The sequence below is a fragment of the Duganella sp. 1224 genome, from assembly GCF_013408245.1.
Taxonomy (GTDB): Bacteria; Pseudomonadota; Gammaproteobacteria; order Burkholderiales; family Burkholderiaceae_D; genus Rugamonas.
In genome coordinates, this window is the sequence record NZ_JACBYS010000003.1 from 234,023 (window position 1) to 257,475 (window position 23,453).

27 protein-coding genes are annotated in these 23,453 nt (G+C 67.2%); 13 read left to right on the forward strand and 14 right to left on the reverse strand.

Translation table 11 applies throughout. The features are described 5' to 3' along the window. The first annotated feature begins 44 nt into the window (after positions 1–44). Positions 45–2,258 carry a S9 family peptidase gene (locus tag FHW58_RS17590; protein WP_179674451.1) on the forward strand — a complete coding sequence of 738 codons (2,214 nt, stop codon included), beginning with the start codon at positions 45–47 and terminating at the stop codon, positions 2,256–2,258. Between the two features lie 60 nt (positions 2,259–2,318). Here the strand turns inward: FHW58_RS17590 and FHW58_RS17595 are convergent, their stop codons facing one another. Then, the gene (locus FHW58_RS17595) at positions 2,319–2,510 is read right to left on the reverse strand and encodes a CsbD family protein (protein WP_179674452.1); all 192 of its coding nucleotides are present in this window, start codon (positions 2,508–2,510) and stop codon (positions 2,319–2,321) included. 68 nt (positions 2,511–2,578) lie between these two features. Next, positions 2,579–3,217 carry a class I SAM-dependent methyltransferase gene (locus tag FHW58_RS17600; protein ID WP_179674453.1) on the reverse strand — a complete coding sequence of 213 codons (639 nt, stop codon included), beginning with the start codon at positions 3,215–3,217 and terminating at the stop codon, positions 2,579–2,581. A 167-nt stretch (positions 3,218–3,384) separates the two neighbouring features. On the opposite strand from FHW58_RS17600, the gene FHW58_RS17605 reads away from it, so the two are divergent. After that, complete coding sequence (locus FHW58_RS17605; protein ID WP_179674454.1) at positions 3,385–4,212, forward strand: HDOD domain-containing protein; 828 nt, start codon at positions 3,385–3,387, stop codon at positions 4,210–4,212. Positions 4,213–4,354: 142 nt separating this feature from the next. Beyond that, a complete protein-coding gene (locus tag FHW58_RS17610; protein WP_179674455.1) occupies positions 4,355–4,633 on the forward strand; it encodes a flagellar protein FliT in 279 nt (92 codons plus the stop codon). Between the two features lie 116 nt (positions 4,634–4,749). Here FHW58_RS17610 and FHW58_RS17615 read toward each other — a convergent pair whose 3' ends face one another. Together FHW58_RS17615 and FHW58_RS17620 are read right to left on the reverse strand one after the other, a co-directional pair. Then, the gene (locus tag FHW58_RS17615) at positions 4,750–5,955 is read right to left on the reverse strand and encodes an aminotransferase class I/II-fold pyridoxal phosphate-dependent enzyme (protein ID WP_179674456.1); all 1,206 of its coding nucleotides are present in this window, start codon (positions 5,953–5,955) and stop codon (positions 4,750–4,752) included. 102 nt (positions 5,956–6,057) lie between these two features. Further along, positions 6,058–7,833: a FimV family protein gene (locus FHW58_RS17620; RefSeq protein WP_179674457.1), complete on the reverse strand. Its 1,776-nt coding sequence runs from the start codon at positions 7,831–7,833 to the stop codon at positions 6,058–6,060. 145 nt (positions 7,834–7,978) lie between these two features. On the opposite strand from FHW58_RS17620, the gene fumC reads away from it, so the two are divergent. Continuing rightward, on the forward strand, positions 7,979–9,376 hold the full coding sequence (gene fumC / locus FHW58_RS17625) for a class II fumarate hydratase (protein WP_179674458.1): 1,398 nt from the start codon (positions 7,979–7,981) through the stop codon (positions 9,374–9,376). 12 nt (positions 9,377–9,388) lie between these two features. Here the strand turns inward: fumC and FHW58_RS17630 are convergent, their stop codons facing one another. Beyond that, positions 9,389–10,294, reverse strand: a complete 906-nt coding sequence (locus FHW58_RS17630; RefSeq protein ID WP_179674459.1) for a hypothetical protein — start codon at positions 10,292–10,294, stop codon at positions 9,389–9,391. 193 nt (positions 10,295–10,487) lie between these two features. Between FHW58_RS17630 and FHW58_RS17635 the strand changes: the two genes are divergently transcribed. Beyond that, positions 10,488–10,706: an RNA-binding S4 domain-containing protein gene (locus FHW58_RS17635; RefSeq protein WP_179674460.1), complete on the forward strand. Its 219-nt coding sequence runs from the start codon at positions 10,488–10,490 to the stop codon at positions 10,704–10,706. A gap of 138 nt (positions 10,707–10,844) precedes the next feature. Further along, positions 10,845–11,138, forward strand: coding sequence for a hypothetical protein (locus FHW58_RS17640; protein WP_179674461.1), 294 nt, complete (start codon positions 10,845–10,847; stop codon positions 11,136–11,138). Here the strand turns inward: FHW58_RS17640 and FHW58_RS17645 are convergent. From FHW58_RS17645 to FHW58_RS17670, 6 genes are all read right to left on the reverse strand, one after another. After that, positions 11,112–12,860 (reverse strand): DUF692 family multinuclear iron-containing protein, encoded by a 1,749-nt coding sequence (locus tag FHW58_RS17645; RefSeq protein WP_179674462.1) that lies wholly within the window; start codon positions 12,858–12,860, stop codon positions 11,112–11,114. The genes FHW58_RS17640 and FHW58_RS17645 overlap by 27 nt on opposite strands. A 3-nt stretch (positions 12,861–12,863) precedes the next feature. Continuing rightward, the gene (locus FHW58_RS17650) at positions 12,864–13,112 is read right to left on the reverse strand and encodes a DUF2282 domain-containing protein (protein WP_179674463.1); all 249 of its coding nucleotides are present in this window, start codon (positions 13,110–13,112) and stop codon (positions 12,864–12,866) included. 169 nt (positions 13,113–13,281) lie between these two features. Next, entirely contained in the window at positions 13,282–13,473 is a 192-nt protein-coding gene (locus tag FHW58_RS17655; protein ID WP_179674464.1) for a YjfB family protein, read from the reverse strand. Between the two features lie 54 nt (positions 13,474–13,527). After that, positions 13,528–14,073 (reverse strand): molybdopterin-guanine dinucleotide biosynthesis protein B, encoded by a 546-nt coding sequence (gene mobB / locus FHW58_RS17660; protein ID WP_179674465.1) that lies wholly within the window; start codon positions 14,071–14,073, stop codon positions 13,528–13,530. A 71-nt stretch (positions 14,074–14,144) separates the two neighbouring features. After that, positions 14,145–14,324, reverse strand: a complete 180-nt coding sequence (locus FHW58_RS17665; RefSeq protein WP_179674466.1) for a hypothetical protein — start codon at positions 14,322–14,324, stop codon at positions 14,145–14,147. Positions 14,325–14,391: 67 nt separating this feature from the next. Then, on the reverse strand, positions 14,392–15,087 hold the full coding sequence (locus tag FHW58_RS17670; RefSeq protein ID WP_179674467.1) for a general secretion pathway protein GspB: 696 nt from the start codon (positions 15,085–15,087) through the stop codon (positions 14,392–14,394). An 84-nt stretch (positions 15,088–15,171) separates the two neighbouring features. Between FHW58_RS17670 and FHW58_RS17675 the strand changes: the two genes are divergently transcribed. From FHW58_RS17675 to FHW58_RS17685, 3 genes are read left to right on the forward strand one after another with little or no spacing between them, the layout of a single operon-like run. Continuing rightward, complete coding sequence (locus tag FHW58_RS17675; RefSeq protein WP_179674468.1) at positions 15,172–15,597, forward strand: helix-turn-helix transcriptional regulator; 426 nt, start codon at positions 15,172–15,174, stop codon at positions 15,595–15,597. Then, the gene (locus FHW58_RS17680) at positions 15,504–15,944 is read left to right on the forward strand and encodes an SRPBCC domain-containing protein (RefSeq protein ID WP_179674469.1); all 441 of its coding nucleotides are present in this window, start codon (positions 15,504–15,506) and stop codon (positions 15,942–15,944) included. The genes FHW58_RS17675 and FHW58_RS17680 overlap by 94 nt, the downstream gene beginning before the upstream one ends. After that, positions 15,941–16,288: a GFA family protein gene (locus FHW58_RS17685; protein ID WP_179674470.1), complete on the forward strand. Its 348-nt coding sequence runs from the start codon at positions 15,941–15,943 to the stop codon at positions 16,286–16,288. The genes FHW58_RS17680 and FHW58_RS17685 overlap by 4 nt, the downstream gene beginning before the upstream one ends. On the opposite strand, the gene FHW58_RS17690 is transcribed toward FHW58_RS17685, so the two are convergent. The 3 genes from FHW58_RS17690 to FHW58_RS17700 are packed head-to-tail and all read right to left on the reverse strand — an operon-like array spanning position 16,289 to position 18,748. Next, a complete protein-coding gene (locus FHW58_RS17690) occupies positions 16,289–18,037 on the reverse strand; it encodes an AAA family ATPase (protein ID WP_179674471.1) in 1,749 nt (582 codons plus the stop codon). 25 nt (positions 18,038–18,062) lie between these two features. Continuing rightward, complete coding sequence (locus FHW58_RS17695; protein ID WP_179674472.1) at positions 18,063–18,563, reverse strand: hypothetical protein; 501 nt, start codon at positions 18,561–18,563, stop codon at positions 18,063–18,065. Continuing rightward, the gene (locus tag FHW58_RS17700) at positions 18,563–18,748 is read right to left on the reverse strand and encodes a hypothetical protein (protein WP_179674473.1); all 186 of its coding nucleotides are present in this window, start codon (positions 18,746–18,748) and stop codon (positions 18,563–18,565) included. The genes FHW58_RS17695 and FHW58_RS17700 overlap by 1 nt, the downstream gene beginning before the upstream one ends. Before the next feature lie 242 nt (positions 18,749–18,990). Between FHW58_RS17700 and FHW58_RS17705 the strand changes: the two genes are divergently transcribed. The 4 genes from FHW58_RS17705 (at position 18,991) to FHW58_RS17720 (ending at position 23,391) form a co-directional block, all read left to right on the forward strand. Continuing rightward, positions 18,991–20,088 carry a head GIN domain-containing protein gene (locus tag FHW58_RS17705; RefSeq protein ID WP_179674474.1) on the forward strand — a complete coding sequence of 366 codons (1,098 nt, stop codon included), beginning with the start codon at positions 18,991–18,993 and terminating at the stop codon, positions 20,086–20,088. Between the two features lie 300 nt (positions 20,089–20,388). Then, entirely contained in the window at positions 20,389–21,270 is an 882-nt protein-coding gene (locus FHW58_RS17710; protein ID WP_179674475.1) for a BadF/BadG/BcrA/BcrD ATPase family protein, read from the forward strand. 4 nt (positions 21,271–21,274) lie between these two features. Continuing rightward, positions 21,275–22,372: an N-acetylglucosamine-6-phosphate deacetylase gene (gene nagA / locus FHW58_RS17715; RefSeq protein ID WP_179674476.1), complete on the forward strand. Its 1,098-nt coding sequence runs from the start codon at positions 21,275–21,277 to the stop codon at positions 22,370–22,372. Positions 22,373–22,377: 5 nt separating this feature from the next. Beyond that, the gene (locus FHW58_RS17720) at positions 22,378–23,391 is read left to right on the forward strand and encodes an SIS domain-containing protein (protein ID WP_179674638.1); all 1,014 of its coding nucleotides are present in this window, start codon (positions 22,378–22,380) and stop codon (positions 23,389–23,391) included. Positions 23,392–23,453: the final 62 nt, after the last annotated feature.

A 23,453-nucleotide genomic window follows, 5' to 3' on the forward strand; every position in this document is an offset into this window, starting at 1 on the left:
GTGCGTCTGTTATTGTCTCGGATTCTGCCTTTTAGAGAGAGACCATGCGATTCATCCTTTGCTTCCTTGCCCTGCTGGCCGGCGCCAACGCCTCCGCGGAGAAACTGACCCTGGACCGCATCCACAGCGACCCGTCGCTGAGCGGCCCCGGCGTGCGCAGCCTGAAAGTGTCGCCGGACGGCGCCCGCGTCACCTTCCTGCGCGGCCGCGACGACAACCAGTTCCAGCTCGACCTGTGGGAATACAACCTCAAGGACAAAACCACGCACCGCCTGGTCGACTCCAAGGTGCTGGTGCCGGAAGAGACCCTGTCCGACGCCGAGAAGGCGCGCCGCGAGCGCGCCCGCACCGCCGCCCTCAAGGGCATCCTCAGCTACAGCTGGTCGCCGGACGGCAAGCGCCTGCTGGTGCCGATCGCCGGCAACCTGTACCTGGTGGACGTGGCCAAGCCGGACACCGCGCGCATGGTCGCCAGCGGCAACGTGCTGGACCCGAAGATTTCGCCGCAGGGCCGCTACGTGTCGTTCGTGCGCGACCAGAACCTGTTCGTCATCGACCTGACCACCGGCAAGGAAAAGCAGCTGACCACCGACGGCAAGGGCACCATCCACAACGCCGAGGCCGAATTCGTGGCGCAGGAAGAAATGGGCCAGACCACCGGCTACTACTGGGCGCCGGACGATTCCGCCATCGCCTACAAGCGCTACGACGAGGCGCCGGTGCCGGTGGTGCGCCGCTTTGAAATCTTCGCCGACCGCACCGAGGTGGTCGAGCAGCGCTACCCGGCCGCCGGCGATCCCAACGTGCTGGTCGAGCTGAAGATCGTTTCGCCCGAAACCGGCGCGATCCGCGACGTCGCGCTGGGCGACCACAAGGACATCTACCTGGTGCGCGCCGACTGGAGCGGCAACAGCAAGGCGCTGCTGTTCCAGCGCCAGAGCCGCGACCAGAAGACGCTGGAACTGGTGTCGGTCGACGCCGCCACGCTGGCGCAAAAGGTGCTGATCACCGAAACCTCGCCGACCTGGGTCAGCATCTTCGACGACCTGCGCTTCCTGGCCGATAACAAGGGCTTCATCTGGTCGTCCGAGCGCGACGGCTACAAGCACCTGTACCTGTACGGCATGGATGGCAAGCTGAAGCATGCCATCAGCAAGGGCAAGTGGGGCATCGACCGCCTGCTGGCGCTGGACGAGAAAAACGGCCGCGTGTTCGTGCAATCGAACCGCGACGCCGTCATCGACAGCCAGACCTACGTGCTCAAGCTGGACGGCAGCACTGCCGACAAGCCGACCCGCGTGACCCAGGGCGACGGCTGGCACGACTCGGCGTTCGCCCGCAACGGCGAGGTGTTCGTCGACACCTACTCGAACCCGGACACGCCGCCGCAGGTCAGCATCCGCAAGCCGGACGGCGCCATGATCGAATGGCTGGAGCACAACGAGCTGAACGCCAACCACCCGTATGCCAAGTACCTGGACGCGCACCTGAAGACCGAATACGGCACGCTCAAGGCCAAGGATGGCCAGACGCTGTACTACTCGATCATCAAGCCGAGCGGCTTTGACGCCTCGAAGAAATACCCGGTATTCCTGTCGACCTACGGCGGCCCGCACTCGCAGCACGTGTCGCGCCGCTGGGGCAACTTCTTCGACCAGTACATGGCGCAGCAGGGCTTCGTGGTATGGCGCCTGGACAACCGCGGCTCGTCGCGCCGCGAACGCGCCTTCACCGACGCCAACTACCACCAACTGGGCCGCGTGGAAGTGGAAGACCAGCTGACCGGCGTCGAATGGCTGGGCAAGCAGAGCTTCGTCGACGCCAAGCGCATCGGCGTGTTCGGCTGGAGCTACGGCGGCTTCATGACGCTGCGCCTGCTGGCGGAAGCGTCGGACAAGATCGCCATGGGCGTGTCGGTGGCGCCGGTGACCGACTGGTCGCTGTACGACACCCACTACACCGAGCAGTTCATGGGCACGCCGAAAGAGAACGCGGCCGGCTACGACTACAGCGGCGTCTACTCGCACATCAACGGCCTGAATTCGCCGCTGCTTCTGATGCACGGCATGGCCGACGACAACGTGCTGTTCACCAACACCACGCGCATGATCGACGCGCTGGTCAAGCGCAACGTGCACTTTGATCTGATGACCTATCCGGGCGCCAAGCACGGCATCTCCGGCCGCGCGCCGCAGCGCCACGTGTACGGCAACATCGAAGCCTTCTTCAAGAAAAACCTGAAGCCGGAATCGAACTAAGCCTCAAAGCAAAACAGCCGCTGAATCAGCGGCTGTTTTTTTATGCGGCGTCGCAATCCATTAGTTGCGGTTGCCTTTGACGACATCTTCAACGGCGTCCTTGGCGTCGCCGTAGCCCTTCTGGATTTTGCCTTCTGCCTGCTTGTTCAGGCCCTTGGCTTGCTGCTCGGAGCTGCCCACCAGCTTGCCGGCTTCTTCCTGGATTTTGCCGCCGATTTCTTTGGCCTTGCCTTTGACTTGGTCCTTGTTCATGATGCACTCCTTCGTAGCTAAAGGACACACAGCCCTGTGCTGTGTGCATGTGATCTACTATAGGCCTGCTATGGCTGAGGTTCTGTGCGTTCCCGAACGCTGCGCCACACGCTGGCCAACCACGGTTGTTGCTCGCGCGGCAGCCCCGTTGGACGGTAGTAATGCCGGACTTCGACAAAGCCTGCCGCCTGCAGGTAGGCCGACCAGGTATCGTAGTCGTAGTAGCTGCCATAGCGCGGGCCGTGCCAGCCTTCGCTGTTGTCGCCGCGCGGATTGGAACTGAACAGAACGCCGCCGGTCTTCAGCGCGGCGTGCAGGTCGCGCAGCACCTTGGGCAGCGCCGCGCTGGGCACGTGGAACAGCGAGGCGTTGGCGTAGATGCCGTCAAACCGCGCGGCCGGCAGGTCGAGCTGCACGAAGTCCTGCAGCCAGACCTCGCAGCCGCTATAGGCGCGCGCCATCTCCACAAACCGCGCCGAGCCATCGACGCCGATGGCCTCATGGCCCATCGCCTTGAATGCCTTCAGATCGCGACCCGGCCCGCAGCCCAGGTCCAGCAAGCGATACGGCGCGTCCGCCTGGATCGCCTGCAGCAAGGCGGCGATGTTCTGGCTCACGTCATGATCGATGGTGCCCGCGAAAAACTGCTCCGCCGTCCGCTCGTAATGCTGCAGCGTGGTCTGTGTGATGTCTTGAATCTTGTCCATTTTTGCCGTGAAGATGCCAGGTACCAGGTCTATTGTCGCACCTGGTCAGCCATCTGCGTATCGACGATCACTGAAAAGCGACGAAAGGCCACCAAATCTCTTCTGGTCCGCCAAGTTTCCCTATATAGTTAGCCTATAGCAACGCGATTATCGCCAAGGAGATAAATATGAAACTTGATGCCCTGTTCCAGAATCCGACTGCGTTGCCCACCGCGCCCAAGGTCGTGGAAGAGCTGATCAGCAGTTTCGACAAGGCCAGCGTCTCGACCGAAGAGATCGCGAAGAAATTGTCGACGGACCCGGTACTGAGCGCCAAGCTGCTGCGTCTGGCCAACTCGGCCTATTACCACGTCTCGCGCAGCATCGGCACCGTCGAGGATGCGGTGCTGATGCTGGGCTTCGTCACCGTGCGCACGCTGGTCATCAGTTCCGGACTGGTCAGCGGCTTCAAGACTGTGCCCGGCCTCGACCTCAAGCAATTCTGGAAATACAGCCTGCACACCGCCGTCTGCGCCAAGTGGATCGCCAAGAAAACCAAGGAAAATACCGACCTCGCCTTCACCATCGGCATGATGCACGCCATCGGCCAGCTGGTGATCCACTCGGCCGCGCCGGAGCAGGCGATGGCGCTGGACAAGGTGGCCAGCCCGATGGACGCGCGCCGCCTGGACGCCGAGCGCGCCTCGCTGGGCTACACCTTCGCCGACGTCGGCGCCGAGCTGGCCAAGCGCTGGAAATTCCCGCACACCTTCTCGGAAACCATCCTGGCCTTCCCCGAGCCGCACCACAACGGCGAGCTGAACCGTCTGGCCGCCGTGGTGGCGCTGGCCGCGTGGCGCGCCCGCGTCGCCCAGGCCGAGCTGAACGCCGAGGAAATCGAAGCCTGCTACCCCACCGACCTGGCCGAAGAACTGGGCCTGGATGACAACGCGCTGATCGACGACATGCCGCCGCCGGACGAACTGAGCGCCGGCCTGGAAGAACTGGTCAAATAATCAATTTTTCACCAGTAAAATCCGCCTGACTGACTGCAGGCGGATTTTTTTTCGATTTTTTTCAAAAAAACCCTAAAGTTCCCGCTCAAGGCGACGTTAATCAGGACATGCGGTACTCCGCGCCAACTAGCCAGGTGGGAATATGACCTCTTCCGAAGTCCTCTCGATGTACGAAAACATTGCCGGTTTGACCAATCAAATGGCGGCCGCCGCGCGCATGGGAGATCTGAACCGCCTGGACCAGCTGGAAGATCAGTGCGCCACTGAAGCGCGCGGCGTCGGCACCGGCGTAGCCGCCCTGAGCGGCGGTCAGCGTCTGCGCAAGATCGACCTGCTGAAACAGATCCTGGCCAACGACCGCGAAATCCGCGACCTGACCGATCCGTGGATGAACAACATTCCGGGCCTGTCCCGCCAATAAAAAAAAAGCGCCAGCCGGCGCTTTTTTTTCGCCCCTATGAGTGAGACCTACACCCATCAAAGCCGTGGGGTCAGACCCCGTACGGGGTCTGACCCCTGCCTGCCGCCGTGCGGGGTTCAGGCAGACAGTGCCACTTTCAAGGAAAGAGCGATCCCCCGCGCCGCCTGATCAATCTCCGCCAGCGACGGGAAGCTCGGCGCAATGCGGATATGACTATCCTTGGGGTCTACACCATACGGAAACGCCGCGCCGGCCGGCGTCAGCGTGATACCCGCCTCCCTGGCCAGTGCCACCGTGCGCTTGGCCGCGCCCTCCGGCGTCACCAGATCGATGAAATAGCCGCCCTGCGGCTGCGTCCACGACACCCCCGGCACGTCGCCCAGATGCTCCTGGAACTGCGCCAGCACCGCGTCGAACTTCGGCTTCAGTAGTTGACGATGGCGCTCCATCAACGCCTCCACGGTCGGCAGATCCTTCAGGCAGCGCACGTGGCGAAGCTGGTTGATCTTGTCCGGGCCGATGCTGCGGAAGCCCGCATGCCGGGTCCACCAGGCGATATTGGCCGGCGACGCCGCCAGCGCCGCCACGCCCGAGCCGGCCCAGGTGATCTTGGACGACGAAGCAAACACAAACGCCCGGTCCGGATTGCCAGCCTCGGCGCAGGCGTCCAGGATATTGGCCACAGCCAGCTTGTGCTCGCCCAGATGGTGGAAGCGGTAGGCGTCGTCCCACAGCAGGCGGAAGTCCGGCGCCGCCGTCTTCATCGCCGCCAGGCGCCGCACCACCGCGTCCGAGAACACCACGCCGCCCGGATTGCTGTACTTCGGCACCACCCACATGCCCTTGATGCTGGCATCCTCGGCCACCAGCTTCTCGACCAGGTCCATGTCCGGGCCGTCGTCATGCATCGGCACGTTAATCATCTTGATGCCGCGCGCCTCGCAGATGGCGAAGTGGCGGTCATAGCCTGGCACCGGGCACAGGAAGGTGACCGGCTCGCGCACCCACGGCGCATGACCCGGCACGCCATTCAGCAGGCTGTAGACGATGACGTCATGCATCAGCGACAGGCTGGCGCTGCTGTCCACCACCACCTGCGCGGCCGGCACGTCCAGCAACTCGGCGAACAGCGCGCGCGCCTCCGGCAGGCCGACAGTGCCGCCATAGTTGCGGGCGTCGGTGCCGTCGGCCGCGTGCCAGGCCGGCAGCGCCTCGGCCAGCACGTTGGACAAGTCCAGTTGCTCCGGCGCCGGCTTGCCGCGCGACATGTCGAGTTTGAGGCCGAGTTGTTTAAACGCCTGGTATTGTTCTGCAACGCTCATGAAGGATGTCTCTCTGTGGTGGGAAAATGGCGCCAAACACTATACCCCAGATTGCCTGAGCGAAGGCAGAGCTTCCAGCTATAAGCTTATGCGGCGGGCGTATTACGATGCGACCGATTCGGGCGCGGCCTCGGCGGCCGGTGCGGCGGCGGGCGCCGGGGCGGCCGCATCGGCTGCAGGCTCGGCCGGTTTCTTCTTGCGGAAGCCCTGCCAGATTTGCAGCGGGCCGCGGCCGGATTTCTTCTTGCGCCACCACAGATAACCGGCGCCGAGCAGCGCCAGCAGACCAACGCCGCCGATGGTCAGCGGCAGCGTGTAATCGGTCGGCGTCTCCGCCGGCTTTTCCTTCTTGTACTTCAGTTTGGGCAGCACGCGAATCTGCTTGACCGGCCCCGACGCCGATGCGGCAGCGGATGCCGACGCGGCGGCCGACGCCGATGCCGATGCCGATGGTGCAGCCGACGCCGGTGCCGACGACGCCGATCCCATTGGTGCCGCCGTCGCCGTCGATGCCGCGGCCGATCCCGCCGTTGCCGACGCTGCCGACGCTGCCGCCCCAGAAGCGGCCGAAGCGCCCGCCGCAACCCGTCCCGACGCAGCGGAAGCAACCGCCGACGACGGCGCGGACGCCGGCCCGCCGGACTCCGCCGGCGTCTTCGCCGCATTCATCTCCGCCGCCCCGTGCGCCGACAAGCTAGCCGCCACCGCGCCCTGCGTCCCCGCGCCGGCGGGAACCGGCACTGCCGCAGCCGTGGCCCTCTTGCCCGGCTGAGCCGCCGCACCGACCGCCGCCGCCGAGCCGCCCAGCGCGCCCTGCAAGACCTTCATCTTGCCCTCCAGTTCCAGCAGCTTGCTGGACAGCTCGGCATTATGCTGATCCAACGCCACGCACTCCTTGGCGCTGATGCCGGCTGGCGGGCAGGACGCCGGCGCCAGCCGCTTGACGCCCTTCGGCAGCGGCAGCGGCGCCAGCGGCAGCAAGGCCTGCGCCACGCGCACCGGCACCTCGGCCGGCTCCTCGCGCGGCGCCGATTTCAGTACCTTGCCATCGGCGCCGACCCAAACGCCGGCAATCCGCTGCGCCTGTCCCGCCGCCTTGACCTCGCCCGGCGTGCCGGTCTCCGCCTCATGCACCGACGGCAGCGGCGCCGGCTTGCTGCGGTCGATCGCCGCTGACCCCTGCGCCGCCTGCCCGGCCGGCGCCTGCCCACCTATTCCCCGGCCGCCCGACGCCTGGGCCGCCTGCGCCTGCCCGCCGGACGCCTGTCCCGTCTGCGTTTGCCCGCCCGACGCGGCTCCCGCCTGCGCCTGCCCGCCGGACGCTTGCCCCGCCTGCATCTGCCCGCCGGACGCGCGCCCCGTCTGCGTCTGCCCGCCCGGCGCGCGCCCGGCCTCCGCCCGCGCCGCGCGGGCCTGCGCGGCAATCTGCTCGGCCTGCGCCGGCGTCAGCGCGCTGGCCAACGGCACAGCGGGCGCGGCCGGCGGCGGTGCCGGATTCGGGTCCTTCTGCAGCCACACCGTGGCCAGCCGCACATCCTGCCGGCCCGGCACGCCCAGCTCCACATACAAATGCACGTAATCGGCTTCCACCGGCCGCGTGGTCGTCACATGCAGCACCGACCGCGCACCGCGCCGCTCCACCTGCAAGCGCACCGACGCCAGCGCCGGATTCATCGTCACATTGGCACCGCGATACACATTCTGGTCCGCCAGCCGCACCTGCAGCCCGGCCACCTCCTCCGGCGTCAACGCCACCAGATCGATATCCACCGCCAGCGGCTGCCCGATGTACGAGCGTGGCGCGATCTCGCCCAGCTCGGCCGCCGCAGCGCCCAGCGCGGCGCCGGCCAAGGCCAGCGCGCCTATCGAAATTGGCAAAAACTTAATCATCCACGGACCACCGAGCAGAATTCCAAAAAGTGTAACAGCTATAACGGCGCCAAATCCCGTTTTTGTAGCCCCCGGTTAATTTTTCCAAACTGCGCTACACTCGACAACTTCAATTCCCTACCAAGGATTCAATATGAGCACCCGTAGTGAACGTGACAGTTTCGGCCCCATCGACGTCCCCGACGCCCAGCTGTGGGGCGCCCAGACCCAGCGCTCGCTGGAACACTTCCGCATCTCCACCGAAAAAATGCCGCTGGAACTGATCCACGCGCTGGCCAGCGTCAAGCGCGCCGCCGCCCGCGTCAACCTCGACCTCGGCCTGCTCGACGGCCCCAAGGCCATCGCCATCACCCAGGCCGCCGACGAGGTGCTGGCCAACCAGCACCCGACCGAATTCCCGCTGGCCGTGTGGCAGACCGGCTCCGGCACCCAGTCCAACATGAACATGAACGAGGTGCTGGCCAACCGCGGCTCCGAGCTGATGGGCGGCGTGCGCGGCGAACAGCGCCTGCTGCACCCGAACGACGACGTCAACAAGGGCCAGTCGTCCAACGACATCTTCCCCACCGCCATCCACGTCGCCGCCGCCCAGGCGCTGGCGCACAACGTGCTGCCGGCGCTGCAACAGCTGCGCGCCAGCCTGCAGGCCAAGTCCGCCGCCTTCGCCGACATCGTCAAGATCGGCCGCACCCACCTGCAGGACGCCACGCCGCTGACGCTGGGCCAGGAATTCTCAGGCTACGTCGCCCAGCTCGACTTCGCCGAGCGCGCCATCGACGCCGCCCTGCCCGGCGTGCTGCAGCTGGCCGCCGGCGGCACCGCCGTCGGCACCGGCCTCAACGCCCATCCGGAATACGCCACCCGCATCGCCGCCGAACTGGCGCACGCGCTGAAGCTGCCGTTCCAGAGCGCCGACAACAAGTTCGCCGCGCTGGCCGGCCACGACGCCCTGCTGTTCGCCCACGGCGCGCTGAAAACGCTGGCCGCCGCGCTGATGAAAATCGCCAACGATGTGCGCTGGATGGCCTCCGGCCCGCGCTCCGGCCTGGGCGAGATCACCATCCCCGAAAACGAGCCGGGCAGCTCGATCATGCCGGGCAAGGTCAATCCGACCCAGTGCGAGGCGCTGACCATGCTGGCCTGCCAGGTGTTCGGCAACGACGTCGCCATCACCATGGGCGGCGCCTCCGGCAACTTTGAGCTCAACGTCTACAAGCCGCTGCTGGCCCACAACTTCCTGCAAAGCGCGCGCCTGCTGGCCGACGGCATGCGCAGCTTCGACGAGCACTGCGTGCACGGCATCGAGCCCAACCGCGAACGCATCGCCGAGCTGATGGAGCGCTCGCTGATGCTGGTCACCGCGCTGGCGCCGCACATCGGCTACGACAAGGCCGCCAGCATCGCCAAGAAGGCGCAGCACGAGGGCACGACGCTGAAGGAAGCCGCGCTGGCGCTGGGCTACGTCAGCGCCGAGCAGTTCGAGCAGTGGATCGTGCCGCTGGCCATGACGCGGCCGGGCGCCAAGGGCTGAGGGCTGAGGCGCCTAAAAGCCGTAGGAATAGCGCACGCCCATCAGCAGGTCGGGGGCGGCGTTGGCGTCGTGGCCGGGATTGACGCGGTACATCAGCGCGCCGGTCAGCCGGCCGCGCGCGCCATCACGGCCCAGCAAGCGGGTATAGCTGAATTCCAGGTCGCGCTCGGTCGCGGTCGGCCGCAGGTTCAGGGTCGGCCCGCTGCCCGCCGTGGCAGCCGCGATGCCGGGCGCGGCGTCGACCGCTACCGGGCCGCTGGCCTCCAGCGCGCCGGTGCGCACCCGCGCTGGCACCGACATGGTCAGCGCCAGCCGGTCGTTGCCGGTCAGCCATTGGCGCCGCACATAGCCGACGCTGTAGGCCACCGTGCGCACCGACGACACCTGCGCCAGCAGGCTGTCCGGGCTGCCGATGCCCTCGGTCTTGCCATACGAGGCCATGGCCACCAGCGCGCTGCGCGCCGACAGCGCATAGCCCAGCGACAGCGCGGTGAAGGTGGTGGTCGGGCGCGTGTGCAGCATCATCGCCATGCTCTGCTGCATGCCCGGCGCACCGCCGGCCTCGCGCAGCACGCCGACCGTCAGCACGCCGGTGCCGCGCCCCATCTTGCGTTCGAACTCGGCGCTGCTGAGGAAGCGCCTGGCGCGCTCGTTGAGCACCGGGCCGAGCGGATCGAGCAGCGTCGGGTTGTCCGGCAGCGCACCGAAATGCAGTTGCGGCACGCCGGACAGCGCGCGGTAGGTGCGGCCGGCGGCCGGCTGCAGTTGCTCGGCCAGCGCCGCCTGGCGGTCGCTGGCGTCAAACAGCCAGGCCGCGTTGGGGCGCGGCTCCAGCCACGGAAAAGCGGGCGGCTCGGCCGCACGGGCGCCGGCGCCCAGCGCCGACGCTATTACCAAGGCAAAAGAGAACTTATTCATGATGCAACTCACTCGACGGTCGTTGCGCCCTGCCTCAAAAAACAGCAGTTAACTCAGAATAGCAACTTCTTTTCTGCGTAGCAATCGGATGAGCGCCACGCCGATAGAGTAAACTGCGCGCCTGTCGGAATGCCGCTACACTAGACTTCGGAGGGGGCGGCCCCGCCTTCCCATCATGGCACCAGAGGATAAAATGCAGAAAGTAAGTTTTGAATTAAACAGCGAGTTTGTTGAGCTGAATCAGCTGTTAAAGCTGGTCGGCCTGTGCGACAGCGGCGGCGCCGGCAAGCAGATCGTCGCCAGCGGCGACGTCAGCGTTGACGGCAAGCAGGAGTTGCGCAAGACCGCCAAGATCCGCGCCGGCCAGCAGGTGCGTGTCGGCGACGTCCACATCAGCGTGGTCGCCGCGTAATATTTATTGCCTTTAGGGAATTTCAGTGTAAGCTGCAAGCTGCGCCGGTCGCCGCTTGATCCGCCGCAAACCAGCCGCCGCCCGCCTCGCTATAGTAGGTTGGCCAGTTGTTCAACCAGTACGCGCAAGGGGGGAGTCATGGACGGTCCGGAGCCAAACGGCCCCACCCAGGCCAGCCTGCTAGGCGACTTGCGGCAAGTCATCGAAAACGCCGAGGAACTGCTGAAGAACACCGGCCAGTACCACGGCACCGCCTACCAGCTGGCGCGCAACAAGCTGGCCGAGGCGCTGCAAACCGCCACCGCCGAGCTGGCCCGCTTCGAGGACATGCAGATCGACCGCATGATCGAGCTGACCGCCATCGCCGCCCGCCTGCACCGCGACCTCACCGGCGAAGCCAAGCTGCTACGCGCCTTCCGGCGCGACGAGTGACGCCACCAGCACCGCCTGCGCCAGCCACTGTTGCAGCGCGGCGGCCACATCGAACTGCTGATCCAGCGCGAATGCAGCGTCCAGCGCGGCGCCGAACGTGCCGCCTTGCGCCAGCACGCTTAACGCGGCGTGGCTGGCTGCGTCCAGCGGCAGCAGCAGCGGCCGCCAGTGCGGCCGCGCCACCAGCGCGTGGCTGGACGCCTGCAACTGCGACGGAAATGCCACGCCGCTGTCGGCCTCATGCGCCTGCCACAGCGGTACGACCGCCCACTCGGAGGCCAGCAGCCGCACCGCCGGATGCAGGCGGAAGCGGGTCAGCTCAAGCTGCTCCGGGGCGATGGCCGCCAGTTGCGCGGCGCTGAGGGGCTCCGCCGCCGGCGCGTAATGGGCGCGGTGCAAGGCCCACTCCAGCGCGGCCAGGTCCGGCAGATACGGGAATTGCGCCACGTGCGGAAAGTCGCGCAGGAAAGCGCCGAAGCGCGCGCCGAAGTGATTCAGGTCGGGATTGTCGGGCGGCTGCGCCCGGCCATAGGCGCGCGCCAGGCCGCCAAAAAAGTCCTCGCCCACCAGCGCCAGCACCACCGGATAGGCGGCCGCCAGCGTTTTCTGCCAGGTGGCGCTCTGGTTGCCGCGATACAGCGCGAGGCGGTGCGCGCGCTGGCCGGGCTTGCATTGCGCCAGCACCTGCGCGGCCAGGGCGTCATCCAGCAGCGCGCCGGCAAACAACTGCTGCGCCGACGCCAGCGCGCCCTCGCCCGCCATCGGCCCGCTCGTGGCATTTGTGGCATTCGTTTCGTTCGTGGCGTTCGGGGCGGGCGCGACGGGGACGGCAAGCGCGGCAGGGGCCGATGGCGTGGCCGCGACAGGCGCAGCGCCGCGCGCGGTGGCCGCCGCGTGCAGCGCGGCCGCCTTGTCCGCCTCGGCCAGCAGCACCTGCAGCGGCGGCAGGTCGGTATCCCACTCAATCAGGGTCGGCACCACGCCGAAGCGGCGCAAGGCCGCCTCGTACAGCCGCCAAACCGGCTCGGCCACCCGGGCGCCATGATGATCAATCACCGCCTCCGGCGTCACCAGATGCCCGGCCAGATGCATCTCGCCCACTATGCCCGGCGGAATCGCCGCCATGGCCGCCAGCGCATCCTCGCCGTGGTTGCACTGGTTCACATACAAATTATTGATGTCCAACAGCAGCCCGCAACCGGTGCGCGCCGCCAGCGCCGCCAGGAACTGCGCCTCGCTCATCGCGTCCGCCTGGAAGCGCACATAGGTCGACACATTCTCCAGCAGCACCTGCCGCCCCAGTGCCTCCTGCAACTGATCGACGCGCGCACACATCAGCGCCAGCGCCGCCTCGTCCAGCACCAGCGGCAGCAAATCGTTGAGCTGCCGGTCCGCCACCGCGCCCCAGCACAAATGCTCGGACACCAGCGCCGGCTCGACCCGCCGCACCAGCGCCCGCACGCGCGCCAGATGCGCTGCTGAAAAGCCGCGCGCCGAGCCCAGTCCCAGCCCCACGCCATGCAGACTGAGCGGATAATCGCGGCGCAGCCGCTCCAGCACATGCCAGTCCCAGCCGCCCTGATCCAGATAATTCTCGGTATGCACCTCCAGCCAGCCGGCGCGCGGCCGCTGGTCGAGGAACTGACGATAATGCGGCGCCCGCAGCCCGACGCCGACGCCCAGCGCGGGCGCCGCGCGCGCCTGCTGCGCCGGCGCCGTCATCGCTTACTTGGCGGGCGGCGTGGTCTTGCCGCCAGCCTTCTCGCAGGTGCCCTTCGGCACATATTTCCACTCGGCCGGCGCATTGTCCGCCTTGGCCTGGCCAGCGCACGAATGGGCGCCGGTGGCGCAATCGTTGCGGCCGGCCTTGGCCACGCCGTAGCATTTTTCCTTGTCATCGGCCGCCGCTGGCGCCGCCTGCGCCGCGCACACGGTCGCCAGCGCCGCCGCGATCAAAGCTTGACGTTTGTTCATGGTTCATCTCCTGAAAGAAAAGTGTGAGCACCCGCAGCGTACCAGCAATAGCGCCGCTATGCATCAGTTCTGTCGTCAGGGAAAAAAGCGGCGTGCGTGCGCACGCGCCGCGCCGCCGATCGGGCACGGAAGGGGCCGGGCGGCGCGGGACGCGGCCGCCGCCAAGCGCTCAGGCGGTGGTGTTGATATTGTTGCCGAGATGCGGTGGCAGATTCGGCACGGGCGGAATCGCCTCGATCAAGGCGTTGGCGCTGGAAGCCTGAATATCCTGGGCCTTTTTCAACACAGCAATACCGACCGCCTGCTTGGTGCCAGTGTCGGCCATCGTGGTGGAAAGCTGGGCAATACCGGTAACGTCCATGTGTACCTCCGTTAAGGGCTATCCCTCAGGTTAACGGACATTAGCGCCGCAACTTTAGGCCGGCGCCGGAGTTTTTTTCAGATGTGCCAGCAGCCAGGCCAGCACCTGCTGCGGCTGGTTCAGATCCAGCCACGCCAGCGTGTCGCGCAAGCCGTCCGGGCGCGGATAATCGGCCGCCACCGCCACCACCCGCGCATCCTGCGGATACAGCGGCGCCCGGCCATTTTCCAGCCGGTGCACCTCCAGCTTGTCGATCGGGTAAGTCTTGAAACCTTCCAGCAGCGTCAGGTCGGCCGGCGACATGCGCGCCAGTTGCTCGTCCAGCGTCGGCTCGGGCGCCCCGCGCAGCTCGTGGATGATGGCGTAGCGGAACGGCGAGCCCACCATCACCTCGGCCGCGCCGGCCGCGCGCAGCCGCGCGCTATCCTTCTGCGGCGGCTCGAACTGCAGATCGTGGTGACTGTGCTTGATGACATTGACCTTCAGGCCCTGCGCCGCCAGCTGCGCCAGCAGCAGCTCCAGCAGCGTGGTCTTGCCGCTGCCCGACGTGCCGACCACGCCCAGCACCTTGCGCGCGAACGCGGGACTGACTTCTTGCATTGCCTACCTCACCATCATGTTGATGGCCGTTATTATACGCAGCAACGATAGGCGGGCGCAGCGGACGCCGCTTAATGCTGGACTTTGAAGCTGCCCGGATCGCGGGCGCAGGACAGCACGATCAGCCCGGCCCAGATCAGCAGCAGCGTGATGCTGCTGGGCTCGACCGTCGAGGCGGCATCGGCGGCGTGGGCGCGCGGCACGTACGCGGCGGCGGCGATCAGGAACGGCAGGCACTTCAACTGTTTCATGATATTTCCCTTGCTGAGTTCACAATAATAAGAAAATATCATTTTTTTGTGACAGGCGAGTGACGATTCAATACGGAACGCGGTAGCGGTAGCCCTTGAAATTGAACACCGCCTCCTTCGGCTGCAGTTTTTCCAGTACCAGGCCGGGCGCCACCTCCTCGCCCTCGTGGCGCAATACTTTGTCGACCAGCAACAGCCGGTCGGCCGGGTTCTTGGAATAGATATAGCCGCCCACCGTCACCGGCGGCAGCGAGCGCTGGATCGGCTCCGGCAGGTCGCGCAAGTTGACCACCGGCTCGTCCGACGCCGTCGGCGCCGGCCGGGCGGCTGCGGCTGCGGCCGCCGTGGCTGGCGCGACCGGCTGCGCCGCTGACGGTTCCGGCGCGGCGGCGCGCGCCAGATTGGCCACCGACTGTGGCAAGTCCGCCACCGGCGCCGGTAGCGGCGTCGGCGTTGGCATGGGCGTGGTCGCGGGCGCGAATGCTGGCACCGTCGCGCTGGCCTGCGCAGCGGCGGGCGCTACCGTCTGGGCCGGCGCAGCCGCCAGCCGCGCGGTGCTTGGCGGCGCCGACGGCCGCCACACCAGCACCAGCAACACGCCGATCACCACCGCCATCCCCAGCAGCGCCCATAACATCGGCTTGCTGAAGCGCGCCGGCGCCGCGCCGTCCGCCGACTGCAAGGTCGGCGCGTGCAAGGTCGGCGAGCTGCCCAGCTGGCGTTCCGCTTGCGCCTTCTTCAGCGCTTCCAAAATATAAGACATAGCCGTAATCGAGATGGAGACCGCACTATCTTAACGTAAGCCCGGAGCTTGACAAAGCCGCAGCCCCGGACAATACTTAACCACATGGTAAAGCATACTGACGAACAACTCGATCTGGTCTTTTCCGCGCTGGCCGACGCCACCCGCCGCCGCGTGCTGACGCAACTGGAGCAAGGCAGCCTGACCGTCAGCGATCTGGCGCGGCAGCACGCGATGTCGTTGCCGGGCTTCATGAAGCATCTGGCAGTGCTGGAGGCCGCCGGCCTGATCGCCCGCTCCAAGGAGGGCCGCATTGTCCGCTGTACGCTGGAACCGGCGCCGATGCGCGACGCCGCCCAGTGGATCGCCCATTACGAACGCTATTGGACCGCCCAGCTAGATGCGCTCGGGCGCTATCTGTACCACCAGGAGGAAACATGCCAGCCCACACCGGAGAAGTCCGCATCGTCCGGCACTACCCCGTCAGCGCCGACAAACTCTGGCGCGCCTGGACCGACCCGCAAGCGCTGATGCGCTGGTTCGGCCCGTCGCCGGACACGGTCGCCACGCTGGCCGAGATCGACTTGCGCGTCGGCGGCCGCTACCGCATCGCCTTCCGCTCGCCGGATGGCGAACAGAACGAGGTGGGTGGCGAATATCTGGAAGTCGTGCCGCGCGAGCGGCTGGTGTTCGACTGGGCCTTCCACAGCACGCCGCAGCGCGTGTCGCGCGTCAGCATCACGCTGGCGCCGGCTGGCGAGGGCACCGAGCTGACGTTCGTGCACGACCGCTTCGTCGACGTCCAGGCCCGCGACAACCACGAGCGCGGCTGGCACGCGTTCTTTCAGCAACTGCAGCACTACACGGAGGCGCCATGAAATACACCGGAAGCTGCCATTGCGGCAACGTCAAATTCGAGGCCGAGGGCGCGATCGAGTCCGGCCTGGCCTGCAACTGCTCGATCTGCCAGCGCAAGGGCTCGCTGCTGTGGTTCGTGCCGCGCGCCAACCTGCGGCTGCTGACGCCCGAGGACCAGACCAGGAGCTACCTGTTCAACCAACACAGGATCGAGCACCGCTTCTGCCCGAACTGCGGCATCCATCCGTACGCCGAGGCGGTGGCGCCGGACGGCACGCCGACCGCCGCCATCAACCTGCGCTGCATCGACGGCATCGACCTGGCCGCCATCCCGGTGCACCACTACGACGGCCGGGCGCGGTAATCAGCGCAGGCGCGGCTCCTGCACGCCGCCCAACTGATACAGGCGGATGAAGGTTTTGGGCCCGGCCACGCCGTCGGCCTTGAGGTTCTGCGCGGTCTGGAATTCGACCAGGCGCTTGCGCAGGGCCGCGTCCAGCGGCTGGTTGTCCTGCGGCTTTTTCAGATCGTAGAGTTGCGACAGGCGCTTGGCCAGCCAGTCGACATCCGGGCCCTGGTCGCCGCCACGGACCTCGTCGCGCCAGGCTCTCGGCGCGCGCCAGTAGGTGGCGAACTCGCCGTCGTAGCGGGCGGTCAGCGCGTCCACGCTCAGCGTTTGCGGCTTGCCGCCGGCGCTGACGATGGTGGCGGCGCCGGCGTCCAGCGCGGTCAGCAGCACGTAGTTGGGCGCGACGGGGTCGTCGTGCAGCTTCAGCATGGCCGGGCGGTCCAGCAGACGGATGTCTTCAATCGTGCCCTTGGCCTGTAGACAGCGCAGATTGGCGCGCGCCGCCGTCGGACAGGGATCGCCGCCGGTCAGCGTCAGTCCCCACAGCGCGGCCAACTGGCGCATGGCGGCGGCACTATCGGCGCCCGCCCGCACGGCCGCGCCTGCCGCGCCCGCGGCGCTCTGCCCGCCCGCGCCGCCCGCGTTCGCGCCAAGGCCAGCGTTCGCCGCACCGCTTGCCTGCGGCGCGCCCGGCTGCGGGGCGCCCGTCGCGCTCGCGCTCCCCGCCAGCGCGCCGGCTGCCGCGGCCGACTGCGGCGTGCTGCTGCCCGCCAGCGGCATGCTTGGCGTGCCTGCCGCCCGCGCCTGCGCCTGCGCCAGCGCTGGCGCCTCGCGCGACGCCAGTTGCCACGTCAGCGCGCTGATCACCACGCCGCCCAGCACGCCCGCCGCCACCAGCGGCCAGCGCGCGCCGGCACGCGGCGCCGCGCCCGCCGCCGCGTCCGGCCCGGCAAACACCTCGCTGGCGGCCCGCTTCAAGATCGTCCGCGTCACCTGCGGCTGATTCTCCACATACGCGCCCAGCAACGCCCGATCGCACAGCAGATTGATCCGTCGCGGCACGCCCTTGGTCAGCGCATGCACCAGCCCCATCAATTTGCGCGGAAACGGCGCGATCGCCCCGGCGCCCGCCACTGCCAGCCGGTGTTCGATGTAGGTGCCGGTCTCCGCCTCCGACAGCGAGCCCAGGTGATACCGCGCGATCACCCGCTGCGCCAGCTGCTCCAGCTCCGGCCGCGCCAGCATGCCGCGCAGCTCCGGCTGGCCGATCAGGATAATCTGCAGCAGCTTGCGCTCGCTGGTTTCCAGATTGGTCAGCAGGCGCAGCTGCTCCAGCACCTCGGCCGACAGGTTCTGCGCCTCATCGATGATCAGCACATTGTTGCGCCCCTGCGCATGGCTCTCCAGCAGATAGGCATTGATCGCGTCCACATAGGTCTTGACGCTGACCGCCCCGGCGCCCGGCGGCGGCAGCGCGATGCCAAACTCGTCGCACACCGACAGCAGCAACTCCTCCACCGACAGCTTGGGATTGAAGATATACCCCAGCTTGCAATTCGCCGGAATCTGCTCCATGAAGCAGCGGCACACCGTGGTCTTGCCGGCGCCGATCTCGCCGGTCAGCAGCACGAAACCGCCGCCGGAGCCGACGCCATACAACAGGTGCGCCAGCGCCTCGCGGTGGCGCTCGCTCATGAACAGGTAGCGCGGATCGGGCGCGATGGAAAACGGCGATTGCTTCAGATTGAAAAATTGCGTGTACATGAAAACCCTGGGAGTGCGCGGTTCCCTATTTTAGCCGCTGTCGGACCGGCGGCGGCTGCACCGGCGGCAGCGGCTTGAACTTGGCGCAGTAAATCTTGGCCTTGGTATCGAAGTAGACGATGCGGCTGGCCGGCTTGGCCTCGCGCACCGGATAGGCCGAGGTGTCGATCACCGTGTAATGCGTGCCGACCTGCTGGATGATGGCCTTCTCCAGGTTTTCCGGCGTGGCCTCGGCCACCGCGCCGACAAAGATGAAGGTGCTGGTGTCATCACTGACCATCACCTCGGAAATCTCGGTGTTCCACAGCGACGCGCCGGCGGTGCGGAACCAGTAGGCGCCGCCCTCGTGCTTGTACCAGTTGCCGAAGTGCTTGACCAGATAGTTGTAATAATAGAGGTTGTCGGTATGGTCGCGGCACAGCAGGCCATTGCCGATGATGGTGCCGAAGGTGGTTGGCACCGACTGCGCGGCCGCGCCCGAACAGGCGAGCGCCAGCGCGGCGGCCAGCAGCAGGCGCCCGCGCATTACGTTTTGGACAACCACGCGCGGTTGGCGCTGATGCGCGCCTTGGCGGTGGCCGGCAGTGCTTCGTAACAACCCGGATACTGTTTCAACGCGTGTTCCCTGATTTCCTTCTGCAAGCCATTAATCAAAAAAACGTACAGCACCCCCCCCTCGCTGGTACTTCTGGTTCCAAGGTACTTGATCATGTGCGCTCCTTTCCGCCTGCGCGGGCCTGTCTCGGCGGCCGGTTGATGCGATCATTATGACATCACGGCCGCGGCGGGGCCACACAAACAGTAACGGCCGCGCGGCGGCAAAACTGAACTGCGGTTCAGCCCCGGTTTTTTGCAGTTGATCCCACGCTTTGGCACGTCCATCCCACGGCCCGCGACGGCCGCCGCGCTTTGTCATATCGTCCAGGCTTCACCACCAACGCCACGGGACCACCATGAAAAACCTCCATGCCGCCGCGCTCGCCAGCACCCTGCTCCTCGCCGCCGCCACCGCGCCGGCGCCGGCCGCCGACAAGCAGGACAATAGCTACGGCAGCGAAACGCGCACCGTGGCCGCGTTCAGCGGCATCAACCTGATCGGCCCGTTCCACGTGATCGTCACGCCGGATGCCGGCAACACCATCGAACTGTCCGGCCCGCGCGGCCAGTTCGCCGACATCGAAACCAGCGTCAACGGCGACACGCTGACCGTGCGCCAGCCGCGCAAGGAACACCACGGCTGGCAGTTCCACCTTAGCTTTGGCAAGGACAGCCAGCGCGAGCTGGTCGTGCGCATCAGCGCCGCCAACCTGAAAAGCCTGCGCAACGCCGGCAGCGGCGACGTCGAACTGCAGCGCTACCAGGGCCAGCAACTGAGCTTGGTGTCGGACGGCCCCGGCGACATCACCGCCAGCGGCAAGGTCGGCGCGCTGAGCGTGACCGCCAACGGCAGCGGCGACCTCGACCTGCGCGCCTTGCAAAGCGCCAGCCTCAACCTGCAAATGAACGGCCCCGGCGACGTCGAGGCCAGCGGCGTGACGCAGGAGCTGAACCTGGTGGTCAACGGCGCGGGCGACCTCGACATCGGCGACATCCGCGCCAACCGCGTCAGCGCCGCGCTGCACGGTCCTGGCAACGTCGCGCTGCGCGGCAGCGCCAACGAGATCCGCGCCGAGGTGTACGGCTCGGGCGACCTCGAAGCCTGCAGCCTCAGCACCGGCGCCGCCAGCGCCGTGCTGCGCGGCCCCGGCGAAGCCTGCCTGGCCGGCCACATCAAGAAGCTGGACGCCGAGGTGCACGGCTCGGGCGATCTGACGGTGCGCGGGCTGGAGGCGCAGAACGTGCGCGCGCGCCTGGCCGGGCCCGGCAACATGATCCTGTCCGGCACCACGGTCGCGCTGAGCGCCCAGGTCAGCGGCTCGGGCGAGCTGGACGCGCGCCAGCTGTGCGCGCGCCAGAGCGACGTCACCGTCCACGGCCCCGGCAACGCCGTGGTCGCCGTGGCCGACAAGCTCGACGCCAACCGCAGCCGCCTGGTCACCTACCACCGTTAACCCCCCACCGGGGTCAGTGCCGACATTCGGACATTGGGTCGCGCGCGACCCAATGTCCGAATGTCGGCACTGACCCCGGTGTTGCGGCAAAGTGGCATGCAAATGCCACACTCGCCCCGGCACCGCAAAAAACATTTTTAGCGATTGAAAACAGTCACTTAGAAAACCATTCCAAGAAAACAACCGCAGTCCACTTCGATATTTTTTAATACCAGTTAAATACCTGTTGACAAGCTGGTTTTGGCTACCCTATAGTGCCCTCATCCCGGGCCACTCCGGCCACAGCTTTCTCAGGTAAACATGATCGAATTTCTCATCGGCGTTGATGGCGGCGGCAGCGGCACCAGGGTACGCCTGGCGCGCGCCGACGGCGTCGAAATCGCGGAAGGCGCCAGCGGCCCTTCCGGCCTGATGCATGGCATCGCCAACGCCTGGTCGGCCGTGGCCGACGCCGCCGCCCAGGCCTTCCGCGCGGCCGGCCTGGATCTGCCCGCCGCCGCGCGCGTCGCCATCGGCCTCGGCCTGGCGGGCGTGCACAACAAGGACTGGGCGGCCGCCTTCGTTGCCGCCAATCCCGGCTACGCCCAAGTGGCGCTGGAAAGCGACGGCCACACTACCGTGCTGGGCGCGCACGCCGGCCAGCCGGGCGCCATCATCGCGCTGGGCACCGGCAGCGTTGGCGAAATCAGGCTGGCCGACGGCCGCCACGTCGAAGTTGGCGGCTGGGGCTTCCCGGCCGGCGATGAGGCCAGCGGCGCCTGGATGGGCCTGCGCGCCATCAACCACGTGCAGCAGGTGGTGGACGGCCGCCTGCCGCCCAACGCCTTCGCCACCGACGTCGCCAATGCCTGCGGCGGCAGCGGCGCCGCGCCACGCAACGCCATCCAGACCTGGCTGGCGCACGCCACCCAGACCCAGTACGCGCAACTGGCGCGCATCGTGCTGCAACACGGCGACAGCGACGACACCGCGCGCGCCATCCTGCTGGCCGCCGGCCGCGAGGTGGCGCTGATGGCCAATGCGCTCGACGCCAGCGGCACCTTGCCGATCGCGCTGTGCGGCGGCCTGGCCGCGCCGCTGCGCCCCTATCTGCCGGCCACGCTGCTGCCGCGCCTCGTGGCGCCACAGGGCGATTCGGCCGCCGGCGCGCTGCGCCTGATCCGCCAGCGTTTGAAGGACTGACTCCATGCACGACGCAATCAAAGGCAATATCCTCACACCTTCCGGCTGGGTCCATGGCGAAATCACCTTCGATGAGCGCATCGCCGCCATCATCGGTGGCGCCGCCGATCCCGCCCGCAACGAAGCGGTCTATATTCTGCCCGGCTTTATCGACCTGCACGTGCATGGCGGCGGCGGCAAGGACGTGATGGAGGGCGGCGACGCCGTCCACACCATCGCCGCAGTGCACGCCAGGCACGGCACCACCAGCATGCTGGCCACCACCATGACCGCGCCGCCGGAGGACATCGACATCGCGCTGAAGGGCATCGGCAAGGCCGCCGCCCAGCGCGGCAAGGGCGAGGCGCGGGTGCTGGGCGCGCACCTGGAAGGCCCGTTCATCAACTCCGGCAAGCTTGGCGCGCAGCCGCCCTACGCGCGTTCCGCCACGCTGGCCGACGTGCGCAAGCTGGAAGAACTGGCGCCGCTGCGCGTGATCACCGTGGCGCCGGAAATCGAAGGCCATCAGGCGCTGGTCAAGGAACTGTCGGACGCCGGCATGCGCGTGCAGATCGGCCACACGCTCGGCACCTACGAGGATGGCGTGGCCGCGCTCCAGCAGGGCGCGCGCAGCTTCACCCACCTGTTTAACGCCATGCCCGGCCTGCATCACCGCGAACCCGGCATGGTGGGCGCGGCGCTGGCGCACGGCACCTACGCGGAACTGATTCCCGATCTGCTGCACGTGCACCCCGGCGCCATCCGCACCGCGCTGCGCTGCATTCCCAACGTCTACTGCGTCACCGATTCGACTTCCGCCACCGGCATGCCGGACGGCGAATATATGCTGGGCCGTCATAAAGTCATGAAGTGCATGGGCGGCGTGCGCCTGCCCGACGGCACGCTGGCCGGCAGCACCCTCACCATGGACCAGGCCCTGCGCAACCTGGTCGGACTCGGCCTCGATCTGGCGGATGCCTCGGCACGGGTCTCAACCTATGCGGCCGATTATCTTGGCCTGCAAGAGCGGGGCCGCCTGGCTCCCGGCACCTTTGCCGACTTCGTGGTGCTCGACCGTGACCTGAACCTCAAAGCCGTCTATATCGAAGGAGAATTGTTGTGACCTCAATGATGTTGAAAGAAGCCCTGTCCGCCGCCGATTGCGTCGCCACGCAACTGGCGCACGACGGTGAACAGTACGCGGAGCTGGGCCGCAAATTGAGGAGCACCTCCTTCTCGACCGCGCTGACCATCGCGCGCGGCAGCTCGGACCACGCCTGCGCGTACGCCGCCTACCTGATCATGGCGCGCCTGGGCCGGGTGGTGGCGTCGCTGCCGATGTCGCTGGTGACGCTGAACAAATCGCCGCTGATCACGCGCGACACGCTGGCCATTTCGATCTCGCAGTCCGGCCAGAGCCCGGACGTGGTGGAGCCGATCAGGTACTTCCGCGATGGCGGCGCCACCACCATCGCGCTGGTCAACGACATCGACTCGCCGCTGGCGCAAGCGGCGGAATACGCGATGCCGCTGCGCGCCGGCAAGGAGCAAAGCGTGGCCGCGACCAAGAGCTTCATCACCAGCCTGGTGGCCAGCGCGCGCCTGGTGGCGGCGTGGCAGAACGATCCCGAACTGCAGGCCGGCCTGGAGGCGCTGCCGGAGTCGCTGCGCGCGGCCACCACCGAGGACTGGTCGAAGGCGGTGGAGGTGCTGACGCCGGCGCGGAATATCATGGTGGTGGGACGCGGCATCAGCTTCCCGGTGGCACTGGAGGCGTCGCTGAAGTTCAAGGAGACGTCGGCGCTGCAGGCGGAGGCGTTCAGCGGCGCGGAGATCAAGCATGGTCCGATGGCGCTGATCGAGGAAGGCTATCCGCTGGTGATCTTCGCCACGCGCGGCCCAACCCAGGCCAGCCTGCTGGCGCTGGCGACCGAGATGCGCGGCCGTGGCGCGCGCGTGCTGCTGGCGGCGCCGGCCGACGTGGCGGACCGCGATCTGACCCTGCCGGTGGCAGCCACGCCGGACCTGGATCCGATCGTGGCGATTCAGACCTTCTACAAGATGGCCGCCGAACTGTCGGCCGCGCGCGGCATGGACCCGGACCAGCCGCGCCACCTGAGCAAAGTCACCAAGACCAACTGATGATGGCGCCCGGGCGACCCCGCAAGCCGATGGGGTCTGACCCCGTTCGGGGTCAGACCCCG

Coding starts and splice junctions, on each gene's coding strand:
- FHW58_RS17685 (WP_179674470.1), top strand. CDS start 15,941: ATGAAATACACCGGAAGCTGCCATTGCGGCAACGTCAAATTCGAGGCC.
- mobB (WP_179674465.1), bottom strand. CDS start 14,073: ATGCAAGAAGTCAGTCCCGCGTTCGCGCGCAAGGTGCTGGGCGTGGTC.
- FHW58_RS17710 (WP_179674475.1), top strand. CDS start 20,389: ATGATCGAATTTCTCATCGGCGTTGATGGCGGCGGCAGCGGCACCAGG.
- FHW58_RS17705 (WP_179674474.1), top strand. CDS start 18,991: ATGAAAAACCTCCATGCCGCCGCGCTCGCCAGCACCCTGCTCCTCGCC.
- FHW58_RS17590 (WP_179674451.1), top strand. CDS start 45: ATGCGATTCATCCTTTGCTTCCTTGCCCTGCTGGCCGGCGCCAACGCC.
- FHW58_RS17615 (WP_179674456.1), bottom strand. CDS start 5,955: ATGAGCGTTGCAGAACAATACCAGGCGTTTAAACAACTCGGCCTCAAA.
- FHW58_RS17610 (WP_179674455.1), top strand. CDS start 4,355: ATGACCTCTTCCGAAGTCCTCTCGATGTACGAAAACATTGCCGGTTTG.
- FHW58_RS17695 (WP_179674472.1), bottom strand. CDS start 18,563: ATGCGCGGGCGCCTGCTGCTGGCCGCCGCGCTGGCGCTCGCCTGTTCG.
- FHW58_RS17605 (WP_179674454.1), top strand. CDS start 3,385: ATGAAACTTGATGCCCTGTTCCAGAATCCGACTGCGTTGCCCACCGCG.
- FHW58_RS17600 (WP_179674453.1), bottom strand. CDS start 3,217: ATGGACAAGATTCAAGACATCACACAGACCACGCTGCAGCATTACGAG.
- FHW58_RS17640 (WP_179674461.1), top strand. CDS start 10,845: ATGGACGGTCCGGAGCCAAACGGCCCCACCCAGGCCAGCCTGCTAGGC.
- FHW58_RS17690 (WP_179674471.1), bottom strand. CDS start 18,037: ATGTACACGCAATTTTTCAATCTGAAGCAATCGCCGTTTTCCATCGCG.
- FHW58_RS17720 (WP_179674638.1), top strand. CDS start 22,378: ATGATGTTGAAAGAAGCCCTGTCCGCCGCCGATTGCGTCGCCACGCAA.
- FHW58_RS17670 (WP_179674467.1), bottom strand. CDS start 15,087: ATGTCTTATATTTTGGAAGCGCTGAAGAAGGCGCAAGCGGAACGCCAG.
- FHW58_RS17665 (WP_179674466.1), bottom strand. CDS start 14,324: ATGAAACAGTTGAAGTGCCTGCCGTTCCTGATCGCCGCCGCCGCGTAC.
- nagA (WP_179674476.1), top strand. CDS start 21,275: ATGCACGACGCAATCAAAGGCAATATCCTCACACCTTCCGGCTGGGTC.
- FHW58_RS17650 (WP_179674463.1), bottom strand. CDS start 13,112: ATGAACAAACGTCAAGCTTTGATCGCGGCGGCGCTGGCGACCGTGTGC.
- FHW58_RS17595 (WP_179674452.1), bottom strand. CDS start 2,510: ATGAACAAGGACCAAGTCAAAGGCAAGGCCAAAGAAATCGGCGGCAAA.
- FHW58_RS17675 (WP_179674468.1), top strand. CDS start 15,172: ATGGTAAAGCATACTGACGAACAACTCGATCTGGTCTTTTCCGCGCTG.
- fumC (WP_179674458.1), top strand. CDS start 7,979: ATGAGCACCCGTAGTGAACGTGACAGTTTCGGCCCCATCGACGTCCCC.
- FHW58_RS17635 (WP_179674460.1), top strand. CDS start 10,488: ATGCAGAAAGTAAGTTTTGAATTAAACAGCGAGTTTGTTGAGCTGAAT.
- FHW58_RS17680 (WP_179674469.1), top strand. CDS start 15,504: ATGCCAGCCCACACCGGAGAAGTCCGCATCGTCCGGCACTACCCCGTC.
- FHW58_RS17630 (WP_179674459.1), bottom strand. CDS start 10,294: ATGAATAAGTTCTCTTTTGCCTTGGTAATAGCGTCGGCGCTGGGCGCC.
- FHW58_RS17655 (WP_179674464.1), bottom strand. CDS start 13,473: ATGGACGTTACCGGTATTGCCCAGCTTTCCACCACGATGGCCGACACT.
- FHW58_RS17645 (WP_179674462.1), bottom strand. CDS start 12,860: ATGACGGCGCCGGCGCAGCAGGCGCGCGCGGCGCCCGCGCTGGGCGTC.
- FHW58_RS17700 (WP_179674473.1), bottom strand. CDS start 18,748: ATGATCAAGTACCTTGGAACCAGAAGTACCAGCGAGGGGGGGGTGCTG.